Annotated in this window: 4 protein-coding genes; all 4 read right to left on the bottom strand. The window is 42.1% G+C overall.

What is annotated here, in order from left to right:
• The coding region (locus Q0064_RS03280; RefSeq protein WP_298144230.1) for a GEVED domain-containing protein at nucleotides 1-11,996 on the bottom strand (11,996 nt) is incomplete at its 3' end.
• Between the two features lie 278 nt (nucleotides 11,997-12,274).
• Entirely contained in the window at nucleotides 12,275-12,853 is a 579-nt protein-coding gene (gene nadD / locus Q0064_RS03275; RefSeq protein ID WP_298144227.1) for a nicotinate (nicotinamide) nucleotide adenylyltransferase, read from the bottom strand.
• A gap of 3 nt (nucleotides 12,854-12,856) precedes the next feature.
• Nucleotides 12,857-13,450 carry a guanylate kinase gene (gene gmk, locus Q0064_RS03270; RefSeq protein WP_298144224.1) on the bottom strand — a complete coding sequence of 198 codons (594 nt, stop codon included), beginning with the start codon at nucleotides 13,448-13,450 and terminating at the stop codon, nucleotides 12,857-12,859.
• Between the two features lie 15 nt (nucleotides 13,451-13,465).
• Entirely contained in the window at nucleotides 13,466-14,326 is an 861-nt protein-coding gene (locus Q0064_RS03265) for a YicC/YloC family endoribonuclease (protein WP_298144235.1), read from the bottom strand.
• Nucleotides 14,327-15,121 lie beyond the last annotated feature (795 nt).

Below are 15,121 nucleotides of genomic sequence, written 5' to 3'. Positions count from 1 at the left end.
TCTGTTGCTTGGTTGTAGTTACCGCCAAAGATTGCTCCCACTGTAGAAGATGGCGCACCATTCGACCACGCTGTACCATCCCAAGTAGTTGAGTTAACAACAACTTGAAGTGTTGTTACGTCGGCACACTGACCTGAATCAGGCGTAAACGTATACGTAGTTGTAGCCAAGTTATTCAAGGCCGGAGACCAGCTTCCTGTAATACCATTGTTTGAAGTCGTTGGTAAAGCAGGAATTGTTGTATTGTAACAAACTGCTGCTACTGGAGTGAAGGTCGGAACTGTTAATGCGTTTACAGTAACAGTAACCGCATTACTGGTAGCCGAACTACAAACACCGTTGGTAACAACCGCACGGTAGTAACGAGTAGCTGTTAAAGTACCCATTTGTGCAGCCGTTAATGTAGCTGAAGTAGCTCCAGAAATATTAGCAAAAGCATTGTTGTCAGAAGATACTTGCCACTGGATTGTACCTGTATTACCTGTTAAAGTGACATTAGCAGGTTGTGTACCTGTACAAATAGTTTGATCTGATGAAGCTGTACCAGCAACAGATGTTGCATTAACAGTAACAGTTACAACAGCTGAATTTACTGGTGTACATGGTGCTAAACCTGATACAACCGCGCGATAGAAGCGTGTTGAAGTTAAAGCACCGATAGCAGATCCAGATAACGTCGCTGATGTTTGACCTGAAATATCAGTGAACACATTATTATCAGAACTTTCTTGCCACTGGATTGTACCAACTGAACCAGTTAATACAATATTGCTTGGCTCGCTTCCAGAACAAATAGTCTGATTCGCAGAAACTGTACCAGCAACTGCTGCTGGATTAACCGTAACAGTTACAACAGCTGAATCTACGAAACCGCAAGGAGCAATTCCAGAAACACGCGCTCTATAGTAACGAGTCTGAGACAAATTACCGATCGTTGTACCTGAAAGAGTTGCACTTGTTTGTCCAGAAATGTTATTAAATGTAACATTATCCGTACTTACCTGCCACTGAATTGAACCTAAAGAACCTGTGAGCGTAATATTAGCAGGAGCAGTACCTGAACAAATTGTCTGGTCAGAAGAAACTGTACCAGCAACCGGCTGAGGATTCACAGTAACAGTTACAACACTACTGTTAACCACCGGACAAACTCCGCTGGTCATTTGGGCACGATAGAATCTTGTGCTGGTCAAAGCACCGATGCTAGAAGCTGAAAGTGTTGAAGATGTTTCACCTGGTATATCAGTATAGGCCACATTATCAGAAGAAACCTGCCATTGAATGGTACCATTCTGGCCTGTAATTGTAATTGCATTAGGTGTAGATCCTGCACAAATCGTTTGATTTGCCGAAACCGTACCTGCAGTAGCAACTGGATTCACAGTTACGCTTACGCTTGCAGTATTTACAGATGAACATGGCGTGTTGGTAACAACTGCACGATAGAATCTGTTTGCAGTCAATGTACCCATTTGTGTACTCGTTAATGTAGCACTTGTTGCACCAATAATATTCGTAAAGAATGTATTGTTAGTAGAAACTTGCCACTGAACATTACCTACATGACCACTTAAAGTAATTGGAGCAGGTTGAGTACCCGTACAAATCGTCTGATTTGCTGATGGTGTACCTGCAACAGAAATACTTTGAACAGTGAAAGTAAATGTAGAACATCCACTTGCAGAACCAAACGCATTTCTAGGAACTACTCTCCAAGCGTACTGACCAGCTCCAAGCGCAGTAGTCGTAAAAGATGTGCCTGTTTGGTTTGTTGCAACTTGTGTTGTAGCAGTTGTACCTGCATCAAAGAATACATCGTAACCTGTAGCGTTAGCTACGGCTGCCCAGGTAAGATTAACTGTACTTCCTATTCCACAAACAAAGCCATTGTTAGCAGGGCTACTTGGAACAGTTAAACATGAAGGAACAGTAACGAAAGCACAAATTGTGAAATCGCCGCTAGCAGAACCAGTACCTGAGTGATAAACACGAACATAGTACTGAGTATTAGCTACAAGAGCACCTGAAGAGAATGTTTCGATAGCACCCGCACCAGTTGAATTAGCACAAGCAATTGCATTGTTTAGAGCTGGGTTACCACTGAAAATTTGTACTACAGGATTGTAAGTAGTGTTACCTTGAACACGAACATTAAACACTAGACCATTAGTACTTGCAGGTGTAGTGAATGTAAACCAAGCGTCGTCATCTGCATTTCCAGGAGTAGACGCGCTACAAGCTTGAACGCCAGTAGTTGCAGTCAATCTAGAAATATCAGCAGGTGTACTATTCACTGGAGTACATGTACCATTCAATGTAAGTGAAATAGCGCCAGCAGGCTCATCGTAAGCTGGTGGTGATACTTGGCTGTTTACACAGATTGCAAAATTACCGCTTCCATTAACTCCGCCAGATTCACCCGTAGATGTATCGTATACACGAATGTAATACTCAGAAGAAGTATTTAATGTAATCTGAGCTAAAGTTTCAGTAAGTCCAGCACCTGCAGAATTCAAGCATCTAACAGAATTGAAAGATGAATCTAAAATTTGTACAAATGCATCGTAACCTACTGAAGGTATAACATTAATAGTATAGCTTGTTAAAACTGAATCTGTTGTAAACTTGAAGAATACATCGTCATCAGCATTACCTGTTACAACTGAAGGAGTTGGAGCACAAGCTGCAATTCCAGTCGAAGCTGTAGCATTTCTGCTGCTGTAAACATTACCGCAAGTGCTTAAACATGGTGAAGCATTTACTGGTATTACAAAAGCAGTAGCTAATTCATTATTCGCTGGAACAATAGACGGTGCAGAACCACCACTATATGTTGCAGCTGGTACAAATCTGATCTGCGAAGCACACTTAGGCGCAAGACGCAAATCATTTTGAGAAGTAGCGCTAAAGTTTATACTATTCTCATTCTGTAAAACTAAACGGTTTCTAGTCGTCGCCGTAGCTGGTAAAACTGGATTCGGAATCGACGAATTCAATCCGACAGTGTAAGACCAATTGCCAGCAGCAACATTAGTAGAACCGTTAAATGTTTGCATCGTACCATAGTTAAACTCAATCGAGTTGTCAGATTCACGCAATACAACTTGGAAATTCAAGTTCGAATCGGTATAACCAAATCTCGACATTTGAGCCCATTCAACTGTAATTACAGCAGAACCAGATCCTAAAGTACCTGCAATGCTATATCGCATAGAGCTATCGCGGTTCGCTGTAACGTTACCTTGAATTTGTAAATCATCCCAGAAAGGTGCCAACACATTATTTGTTGTACCTCCTAGATCATTTAAGCCTGTAGTAGCTGTCTGCGTTGTGTTAAATGTCATCCAACCATTACTAGTAGCATAGAAACCGGTAACAGGAGCCCCATTATACAAGAAAGTTGTTCCTGCTAAACTAACGTTGTTCGTTCTAACGTCGTTTCCATCTGTTGCATTTCCAAAAGTTGTGAAAAGTCCGGTATAAGTTGAACCTGTCGCCATAATAGACGAGTAGGTGATATCAGATGCCGAAACAGTATACTCACAATTAACAACTGCAATTGATGCAGGAGTTGAATCTGCAAACTCGTTACTGTTGGTACAAGTTACGCGACAGTAGTACTCGGTGCCTTGTGTCAAATTAGTAACTGCATAAGTTTCTGAATTTGCTCCTGAAATCGCAGCAAAAGTTCCACTTGGCAGTGATCTACTAAACCACTGATAGCTCAATCCGGTTACACCACTACTAGCACCCGTAAGTGATAAAGTAGCGTTTCCACCAGAACATGTACTTGTAATCGTTGAAGTAGTAGTACCTGCAACAGGTGTTCCAGTACAAGCATCAGCTGCAACGATATTAATGGTATAATCTTCAACTTCCCCGAAAGTGAAAGTTCCGCAACCATTAGCATTTGAAGTTGTTGAGCCGCTCTCGGCCAACAATACTCTCATTCTGGTAGTACCAGTAAGTGCAGTGAATGGAATTGTGATGTTACTGCTGAAAACTAAACCACCTGCTGGAGGAGTAGTTGAAGTAGCTGGACCGTTTACACCATTCGCGGCGTTATATACCTCGCCAGCATCTTCAAAATCCAAATCTTGATTCCAGTCAATAAAGATCTTAGTCCAAGCTTGATAGAAAGTACCACCGCTTGTGAACTGTGCTACAGAAATTGGATAGGAAGTTCCTTGCGTGAAAGATACCACAGGCGTTAATCCTGTAAAATCAGTATACAATGCATTCGCTGCTGCATTATTCAAAATCGACGCAGGCAGTGTAGCTGGATTAGCAAGGCCTCCAAAGACAACACGAGCAATATCCGTATCACCTGTACTTGTAGCTGCTGCATTACAGTAATCTAGAACCGTAAATGTTACAGCATTACTATTTACACTACAACCAGCTATGGTCGTAATCACACATCTGTAGAAACCACTTGAACCAATAGCAGCAGTTCCTGCGGTTGCTATATTCAAAGTTGCAGTAGTTGCGCCTGTAAAAGTTAAGCCAGTAGGCGTACCGTTTACTACATTTGAGTAAGTACCATTTACTGTTGTCGCACGTTGCCACTGGTAAGTAGCGCCTGGCGTTGGAGAACTAACTGTTAAAGTTGCGGCATTTCCTCTGCGTACCGAAGTATTAGCAGGCTGGGCACCAACAACTGGCTGACTGATTGTTAAGCTAGCGCTAGATGAATCTACAGAAGCACAAGGTGCTGTACCTGCAACCACCGCACGATAGAAATAAGTTCCAACTGGCGTTGCTGCTGTAGTGGTAACACTCAGTGTGTTGGAAGCAAATCCAGTATAAGTAGCTCCAGCTGGTGTGTTATCTGCCACTGCAGACCAAGGACCAGTACTAGAAGTCGAATACTGCCATGCTGTAGAAACAGCATTGCTGGTAGTTACAACTAAGTTAGTAGAACCACCCGTGAAACAAATCGATGCATCAGCAGGAGCACTAACTGTTGGAGTTTGTGCCACCGACAATGTTGCTTGGTTAGAAGTTGGATCTGTAACAGGCCCATCTAAAATAACAAAGTATCTGTAACCATTTAATGTAGGAGTCGCTCCAGTTATTGTCAATGTAGCTGTTGTCGCTCCACTATAAACGCCTCCATCTGTGATTGCCACAGGAGTAGCTGGAAGGGTATTATCAATAACATACCACTGATAGCCGTTCACAGTTCCAGATCCAACAACTGTAAAAGTTGCATTACCTGAATCACAAAGGGCAACATTTTGCGGTTGCGTAGCGATACCTGTATCACCTATAGTAAGTACTACTGTATTACTAGTAACGGCTGCACACGAAGCAGCTCCAGAAGCAACTACATAAAATCTGTAGCCATCAAGACTTGCTGGAGTATTCGTTACGTTTAATGTAGCCGAAGTAGTGCCTGAAAAAGTTGCATCTGCTGGAACTACAACAAACGGCACTACGCCATCTGGAGAATAAAACCACTGGTAAGTTGTTGCATTAGATGCCACAACTGCAAAAGAAGTATTGTCACCAGAAACTACAATGGCATTACCTGGTTGGGTAGTGATAGCCACATTATCATCAACGATAACTTGTTTAGTAACAAAGTTTGTACATCCCGATACTGTTACTGTATAGACAATTGTTGCTGTACCAGGCGTAACACCTGTTACAACTCCTGAACTATTAACAGTAGCAATTCCAGGGTTTTGAGAACTCCAAACACCACCTAATGTAGGATTGGTAAGCGAAATAGTGCTATTCTTACAAACATTATTAGCACCCGCAATAGGATCTACAGTTGGAATACTGTTGATAGTAAAATTAGTGCTACTAGTTCCATCTCCTTGAGGAGCTGTTAAAACAATTGGTCCTGTAGTGGCACCTGCTGGTACTGTTGCAGTAATTTGAGTTGCACTATCAACATTAAATGCTGCTGCGCTAACTCCATTGAAACTAACAGCAGTTACAGCACCAAAGTTTTGACCCGTAATAACAACTTGTGAACCAGTGCCACAAACTGTATTCGGAGTAAAAGTGCTAATTGAAGGAGGAGCAACTAATATTCCAACATTGTCGAATGCTGCATCAAAATCTCCTTGTATCCAGTTAGCTGTAAGTCTAACAATAATAGTTTGACCAACATAAGCCGCAAGACTCACCGTTCTTGTTTGGTAGTTTGCACTTTCTACATTATTAAATGTATCGATGTTTGTAAAAGTTACACCACAATCGGTACTAACAGCTACAATGAATGTACCAGAATTACTTGCCGTTGCAGCAAATGGTGAAGAAAAATTAGTACATCTATAATCATAGCTAAATGACTGTCCAGCTACAATTGGCCCGTAACGCGTTGTAAGGAACGCCCCTGTTGTTGAACTTGCCCATACATTTCTGTATATAGAATTCCCAGAATTCCCAGAAACTCCACGAACAGCGCCGCCAGTTGAATCATATAGTGCAAATGGCGCTATTGCCCAACTTGGATTTAAAGTGTCAAACGTTTCTGTAAATGGTACTGCGCTAGGATTAGAATTAATCTCAGCAACAGTACTAAATGAATCCTGACCACTTCCTGAACAATTTACTCGTAATCTGTACTGAATTGTACTACCAGCGAAAACAGGAGGAGTATAAGTAAGTGTAGTGGCACCCGTACCACCAACTGCATTAGCCCAAGAAACACCGTTATCGGTAGATTGCTGCCATTGGTAAGAAATTCCAGCACCACTTGAAGCTCCAGTTACCGTAATTGCAGCTACGGTAGCCCCTGAACACAACGATTGCGTTGGTGCAGATACAGTTCCGCCGTTTGGCGCACCTGTACAATTAGGCTGTATTCCAAAATTATCAAATAAAGCAAAGTAATTTCCTGATAATCTCGTTACGTTAATTCTAAATTGAACGTCAGATCCAACATAAGCAGACAGATTATATAATCTGTTAAACCAGCCTGTTGAACCATTGTTTGAGAATGTATCAATTGTAGTAAAAGTCGCGCCATAGTTGGTCGAAACTTGAACTGTTACTGAACATGCTCCAGCTACAGGAGACGTTGTTAATGCTGTTGCATTCGCGAAAGAGTAATCGAACACGAAAACATCGCCAGTAGCAACTGTACCCGCAATTAGTGTTGTAAAGCTACCCGATTCAACTCCGGTAGTTAGGTTTCTTGCGAGCTTGTTACCTGGATTTCCAGACCCTCCTGTAAAACCATCAATTGACCAACCGCTAGTGTTCCAACCAGCAGGTGTACCTGTTAAAGTAAATGGTTCCGACCAAGGTAGAGGCGTAACAATTGGCAAAGTAAATGGAACAGAAGTAGACCATGAACTAAACGTTGTACCTGTTGCACAAACTGAACGTACATGTAAATAATACGTTAAACCTGTTGTTAAACCAGTAACTGTAGTACTATTTGAAGCTATTGGATCACCTGATGTTGGTGGAAATGATGATGTAGTAAAAGCAAATTCGTAACCGTCAAGAGGAGGATTTGAAGGAGCTGTCCATGAAACAGACGCCGATGATTGAGTCAATGGAGAAACAATCAGTGCGCTTGGATTTGCACAAGCAGGAATATCCTCAACCGTTACGTCGTCAATAGTAAGTGTGCCACCATTCAACGGACTACCAGCTCTCACTAATGCTATTGCTACAGTAGTATCTGTATAAGCAGTAAGATCAACAACATATGCATTATAGCTTGTACTGGTTACAGGCGCTGACGGTAGTAAAACAGTAGTAAAGTCTGTTGGCAATATACCTGTTGTCGATAATCTAACTTCAATTTCTGCAGGTGTATTGTTAGCAGATGCTCTTGCATAGAACACTAATCGTTTTGGAATACCATCTAGGCTAAATCTTGGTAAAACAACAAAATCATTGTTAGATGTAGCTGTTGCCGTATTGATAGAAATTGCTTGGGCATTTGTTCTTGGATTAGTGGTAGTTAATCCCCATGTTCCACCGCCATCCGCATTTATAACTCCCAAACACTGTAATGTAGATGAGTTAGATTCAAATGTTTCAAGATAAGGGAATGTAGTTAATGCGTTACAAACGGTTGTAAAAACAGTACCGTTTGCAGAAGTACACTGTGCTGAATTATTAGCATCTTTTGGAACAACATACCAGCTGTATGTGGTTTGACCTGACAATGGCGTTGGTATTGTATACGTTGTACCAGGAACGTTCGCTACCAATAAAGTTTCAGCACCTACGATAGTACCAAAATAAATATCATAAGCAATTGCTCCTACTGAAGCATCCCAGCTTAAAGTTGGAGTTAGAGATACTCCCGCTTGATTATTTAATGGCGCAGTATTTAAAACACAGGCTGGTGGCAGGTTTAATACTCTAATTGTAAAGTTTCCTGAACCAGGTCCTGTCGCGAAATGATAAACTCTAATAAAATAGGTGTTACCAATTACGAATGAATTTCCAGTAAAAGTTTCTGAAAGTCCTGTAGATGCTGCATTTGTACAGCTTCCTGTAAATTGCGACAACGTACCTGTTGGAGTGTTATCGCTCGATTGCCAAACTTCGAATGCAGCATTGTATCCTGCAGCAGAAGTAACAATGATTCTTTGGTCAGCGCTATTTGCGACGAAACTAAACCATTGGTCATCATCGGCGGCGCCAGTACAAACTGTCTGAGGAGAAGCCGTTGCTGCAATAGCATTTGGTAGGATGCTTGATGTTGCAGTACCGTTTACGCTAAGCGCAATAGCACCTGCAATGTTATCGTTAGCAGGAGCAGGAATTACCTCTTGAACCGTTAAAGCAAACTCTCCAGAAGTACCTGAGCCAACTCCATTATGGAAAACACGAATGAAATAAGTCTGACCATTTGGAATCAAACTATCAGCAGTTATTGTCTCGATTGCTCCCGTTGTAGTTGCATTAACGCAAGTTACTTCAGTTAGCGTGCTATCCAAAAGTTGTAGAACTCCGTTGTATCCTGGAGATGAACGCAAGATAATGCTGTAACCAGGTGATGCAGTGGTGTTAAATCTAAACCACACATCGTCGTCTTGGTTTCCAGCAGCACCGCAAGCATTTCCAGCACCAGAATTTGTAGCATTTCTACTGTTGAAGTAGTCTCCACAATAGCTATCAACCGCACCAACTATTACTGGCAATACAATTGCTGAAGCCGACTCATCATTTGATGGAGCACTAGCTGCTGGCGCTGATGTAAGACCCGCATAAGTACCTGGCGTAAGAGTAATCTTAGTGTTACAAGTTGGTATAATATTTAAACTCGTTTGGTTAGTCGAGGCAAAGAAGTTCGTGTTTGCCGTTTGTTGAATTAATCGAGTAGCTGCCGCTGCTGGACTAGATCCATTATAACCAACTGAATAGGAGTAGGCACTATCAAAAGTACCATCAAAACCTTGCATGTCACCATAAATGTACTCGATAACATTTCCAGCTTCGTACAACTTAACTTGGAAATTCAAGTTTGGTCCTGCGATATTAAATCTTTCAAGACCAGCCCACTCTAAAGTAATTACCGCACTTCCAGAACCTAAAGTACCAGAAATCTGATAACGCATAGAGGCGTTTAAATTAGCAAATGCTTGTCCTGTTACAACTAAATCGTCCCAGAATGGCGCTAAAATTAAATTCTGAGCAGTACTTGTCAAATCATTTGTCCATTGTACAGAAGTGGATGCTGTATTAAAAGTCATCCAACCGTTTGTACAAGCTCTAAATCCTGAAACAGTCTGTCCTTGATATTGGAAAGTAGTTCCAGGAAGATTGACAATCGTACTCGTATTATCATCCCCACTAGTAGCGCTTACCCATCCCGAATAAGGAAGACCGGTTCCTCCATTAGCCGGCATAATCGAAGTATAAGTTGAAGAAGATATTGCTGTATTATATGTACAAGTAAGTAAATTAATTACTTGTGTAGCAGATGTAGCGGAAAAACCGCTGCTTGTACAAGATACTAATAAACGATATGAAATTGCCGAAGTAATTTCCGGAGTTGTATAAACAGCGGTTGTTGCACCTGAACCTCCTACAGCATTAACCCAACTAACTCCATTGTCAGTAGATTGTTGCCATTGCAAAGTGATTCCGGTAACACCAGCCGTAAAACCTGTAGAAGTCAAAATTGTGCTGGTATTTGAACATATATTCAACGTACCAGTAATTACTCCAGCAGAAGGGGTTCCAGTACATGGCTGTTGTATATCAACCGAATTAGCACCTATATAAAGTGGTCCCGAAGTCAATTGAGCAACAGTCAGTAAGCGCTGTGCCATTGGAAGATTCGAACCAGCTTGGTTTGTACCAACTGCGGCGCTTGCTCCAATAACACGGCTATTACCATTATTGGCAATGTAAGCACCCGTTCCTAAAAACGCTACCTCATTATTAGTAGCCGCGTAAGCAGAACCTTCCGTTGAGAAAGTCCAGTTTCCGTCAAAGCGTTGAGTCACGTTATAAGCTCCGTCTGTAATCGCAACTGTCGATGTTGTAGTCGCATCTACATATGTACAAGAAAGTTGTCCTGCAGCTAGCGCGGTAGATCTCTCTACAAACGCTGAGCGCTGCTGACCATTTAAATTAACAAAAGGATAGCGACCGCCTGCAGCAGACGGATTCGTTCCAGCAGTAACAGTACTACCAGTTCCCGTAGACGTCCACCAACGGATAAACTTACCGTTTAGGAAACCACCACTAGTATATGATAAGGTTCCAACTGTTGTCGCTGAAATACCTAAACGTAAACTGTTGGCACTTCCTAGAGCAACTAAACCGTTTGTAAAAGTTAAAGTTCCTGAAACCGAAATATTCGAAACATTCCAATTTACACCAATACTGCCTACAGGATTAGTGTTGTTAAATGTAAGGTTGCGAATTTCGTTTGCTGTCCATGTACCCGTACCGCCAATAGTTTGCGGCAATGCACCATTTAAAACTAATGTAGCTCCAGTAATTGAACCCACAGATAAGTTTATTGTTCCCGAGTTTGAAATATTCCCGGCAACATTTAAAGTCTTTCCGGTAGTTCCTTGAAATACATTAAAGGTACCTCCCGTGTTTACCGTTAAATTTCCGGCCACAGTAAAAGCAGTCGGAGCAGTTGCATAAGTAAGTATACCACTTGCACCCTGACCAACTGTTAAGTTATTAACCGCCAAACCTGCGACATCTATTGTTACAGTCGCACCATCTGCAATCGTTGCATTATCAACGCTAGCTGGAACAACTCCACCGACCCATGTCGCTGCACTTGACCAGTTTCCTCCAGTAGTAGTAGAAACAAAATTCCCAGCAGCTCGTGAAGAAACCTGAACATTATCAATAGATGCCGGCGGATTAACAATGTCAGTAATATCCGACTTCCAACTAAAACATAATCTATAAGTTGTTCCGGGAATACCCGAAACAGTGATAGTAGAGTTACTGTAAGCTGCCGAGGAAAGCTTATACATTCCATTTACGGCACCGTTTCCTGCAACCTGTAAACCACCTGCTACAGCTGTATTAGCAACAGGTGTATAAGCAGATGCCAAGCCCCAAAAAACTTTCAAATTATCCCAATCCGAAGTTCCAGAACCTTCTCCGCCTGCTTTCCAAGCAAAATTGATCGTTACTACACCTTCTCCAGCCGGTATCGTTACATCACGATAGATATGCTGAATTGTAGATACTTGAGAATAAGTCCAAGTAAATGGCGAGGCAACCGCAGAAGTTATAAAGGCAGAATTGGTGCCAGTCCCTGGGCCAGCCTCTGTTCCTACCACCCATCGGTCTGTAGAAGAATTGGCAACAGTCCACCCGTTTGCAGCGGGAGTCGAACCATTTTCAAAACCTCCATCCCCTGTTGGAGATACCAAAATTGTCTGTCCATACGAAATACTTCCAAAGAGAACCCCTAGAAGCATTAATAAGGAGGACAACCATGGCTTAAATACAGGAGCACCCCGCTGCGAACCAATCGCCGTACTTTCGTGCCCATTCCCGAGCCAGGTATCCCTACCCGTGCTCAAAAGATTGTAATTTTTACACATAGTTTATAATTAATTAATAACGGCTAAAAGTAGAAAAAAAAGTTAACAATCGTAAGATTTTAAAGAAATATCTAGTTATAACATAAAATGTTTTTCGATAAAAAGGCTAATCGTGGCGCTTTTAACAGAATTTTACGCAAAGTCGATAATTAAGACAGCTAAACTCTTCTACCTCCAATGTTATCGATATGTTAAGAAAAAAGGCTTTGCGTTTAATTTAACACAAAGCCTTAACAAAATACTAACTATCTAGAAATTTACTTCCTATAAAATGCGTTTTTTTCTAAATAATCAAACACTTCCAAAGGAACTAATGGCCTGATATTCTTACCCTCTCGTAACATCGCACGAATCTGGGTGGCCGATAACTCAATAATCGGCGCTTCCACCCAATAAACCGAAGTCGGATATACACCTTTATCGATATCTCTATCTTGAACTCTCGGATAAACGTAAATCGAATAGCGCTCCAATAACAAATCGCCATTCTTCCAAGAATGAATCTGACTCAAATTATCCGCACCCATAATCAAACTAAACTCCTGCTGCGGAAACTTGTCTTCTAAATGTGCCAACGTATGTATCGTGTAATTGGGCTGCGGCAATTTAAACTCGATATCGCTCCCCTTGATTTTATGGTAAGATTCTGTCGCCAAACGAACCATATGCAAACGCTGGTAATCGTCGAGTAAGGTCGACTTCTTTTTATGCGGATTGTGAGGCGTAACCACAAACCACACCTCCTGCAAGTCGGTATGCTCAACCAAATGATTGGCAATTATTAAATGACCTATATGTATGGGATTAAACGAACCAAAAAACAAACCGATTTTCATAGCTTACAGCTCCTCCGAAGCTTGAACTAATCGCAAAAAATCCGAAACCAAACGATATGCATCCGTCTTGGCGTATTCCAAATCGTAATTTTTCAAAACTACGTCGAAATCTTTCGCTGCTTCCAACTCTCTGGTAGCCTTTGCCAAACGCATGGCTATCTTTTCTTCCGATTCTGTCTGGCGGTTGCGCAACCTGCGCTCTAATTCTTCAACCGAAGGCGGACAAACAAAAACAGCCAAGGTCCGATCCGGAAACTGCTGCTTGATGCTTAATCCTCCAACCACATCGATATCAAAAATCACATGCTTACCCGAACTCCAAATGCGTTCCAATTCGCTTTTCAAAGTCCCGTAAAAATTATCTTTATAAACTTCTTCGTATTCCACAAAAGCGTCTTCTGCAATCTTTTGCTGAAAAGCTTCGGCCGACAAAAAGTAGTAATCCTGACCGTCGATTTCATCTCCACGCTTCGGACGAGAAGTTGCCGATATCGAAAAATCCAAATTCAATTCCTTCTGCGAGAGCAAATAGCGAACAATCGTCGTCTTACCTGAACCCGACGGCGCTGAAAAAACCAAAAGCTTACCCTTTTTCATCATTTTTGCTTGCTGCTACAACACATTCAAAATCTGTTCCTTTATTTTCTCTAATTCATCTTTCATCTGAACAACCAAACGCTGCATGCCCGCATGGTTCGCCTTCGATCCCATGGTATTGATCTCTCGACCCATTTCCTGAGCGATAAATCCTAACTTCCTGCCATTGGCTTCCTGACCTGCTAAGGTTTCTATGAAATAATTCAAATGATTTTCTAAACGAACTTTCTCCTCCGTGATATCGTATTTCTCTAAATAAAAAATCAACTCCTGTTCAAACCGATTCTCATCTACAGCCTCTTTAAGTTCGGCCACGGCGGTACGCAAACGCGTCTTCACCGTCTGTAAACGTTCGCCATCCAAATGCAATGCCTCATTCATTAATGTCATGATGTTTGCAATGCGGTGCAAAAACTCTTTTTCTAAAGCCACACCTTCCGATCTGCGAAAAGCTATCAAATCATCCATAGCTTCGCTTGCCAAGTGAGCAACAGCATCATATTCACTCGCATCTATATCCTCACGCTCTGTTTTTAAAGCTTCGGGCATACGAACGGCCATTTTCAATAACTCTATCGTATCCTCGGTATGGTACACTTGCTTGAGTTGCTCGACATAAAGTTTCACAATAGGCACGTTTACTTTGGCAGGCGCTACTTCAGTTGTATTCTCCAAGTAAATATTGAAATCTATTTTGCCACGCTGTAAGGAACTCGATAATTTATTGCGTAAATCGAGCTCCAGCTCACGATATTGCTGCGGAACACGAACGTTTAAATCAAGTCCTTTGCTGTTAAGAGATTTTATTTCTACGGTTATCTTCTTGCCGTCAAGTTGTGCACTTGCCTTGCCAAAGCCCGTCATCGAGTGAATCATAGGTGCTGTAAAAAAGAGCGTAAAGATAACAATAATAGCGCGTTTATTTAGGTAACTGTTTTCTTTTGGGCAATGCGCCGCAAAATGCCACTTCATCAAAAATCAAACTAGCGGCGCCCGCGCTTTTGCTGCAACTCCTCGCGCCTGCCGATGGCGGCGCTGTGGGGTTTCCGCGCCACTCGAGGCAATAGCCGAACTGTCCGAAGGAAATCGCTATTGCGGAAACGAAACGTCCTTACGGGAAAGATCCGTCTGGGAAAAGAGAAGCTAGAGACAAGTCCCGATAGCTATCGGGGTCGATGAATTCGCCGCTATTCGTATCATCTTCCCACCCGAACCCACGTATTGTTGGTGCCTGAGCTTGTCGAAGGCAAGAGAATAATTTTTGGAAAATGACACGTTCTGTGTTTTCCTCAGCGGCGTCGTATTCAGCTAGATTCGGTGTGGTTCGGTGATTTCTGTGCGCTAGAGAAGTTCGGAACGTCAGCTTTTACAAGACAGCATTGTGACCATTGTGAAAAACTTTGTGGAACATTGTGCTCCACCGATACCTAAGCGTACCTATTCTTTAACCGCAAAGGGCGCAAAGATTTACGCAAAGTTCGCAAAGGGATTTTTTGTATTAAGACTTTGATGAATTCACCACTTAACGTATCTTTTTGGAGAAGCTAGACACGAGTTCCGATAGCAATCGGGATCGCGCCGTTCGCCATTTTACGTTTAATGTCCCCGCTCTAACCCACGTATCGTCGTCGCCTGAGCCTGTCGAAGGCTGGTGCGATTTTTTGGTGGCTT

This window comes from Flavobacterium sp., from assembly GCF_027490375.1.
Lineage (GTDB): Bacteria > Bacteroidota > Bacteroidia > Flavobacteriales > Flavobacteriaceae > Flavobacterium.
Note: the sequence above shows the minus strand (reverse complement) of the source record. Positions and strands in the feature narration are given on the sequence as shown.

Bases quoted from the DNA above. Each gene is read 5' to 3' on its own strand.
- nadD (WP_298144227.1), bottom strand. From the start codon at position 12,853: ATGAAAATCGGTTTGTTTTTTGGTTCGTTTAATCCCATACATATAGGT.
- gmk (WP_298144224.1), bottom strand. From the start codon at position 13,450: ATGAAAAAGGGTAAGCTTTTGGTTTTTTCAGCGCCGTCGGGTTCAGGT.
- Q0064_RS03265 (WP_298144235.1), bottom strand. From the start codon at position 14,326: ATGATTCACTCGATGACGGGCTTTGGCAAGGCAAGTGCACAACTTGAC.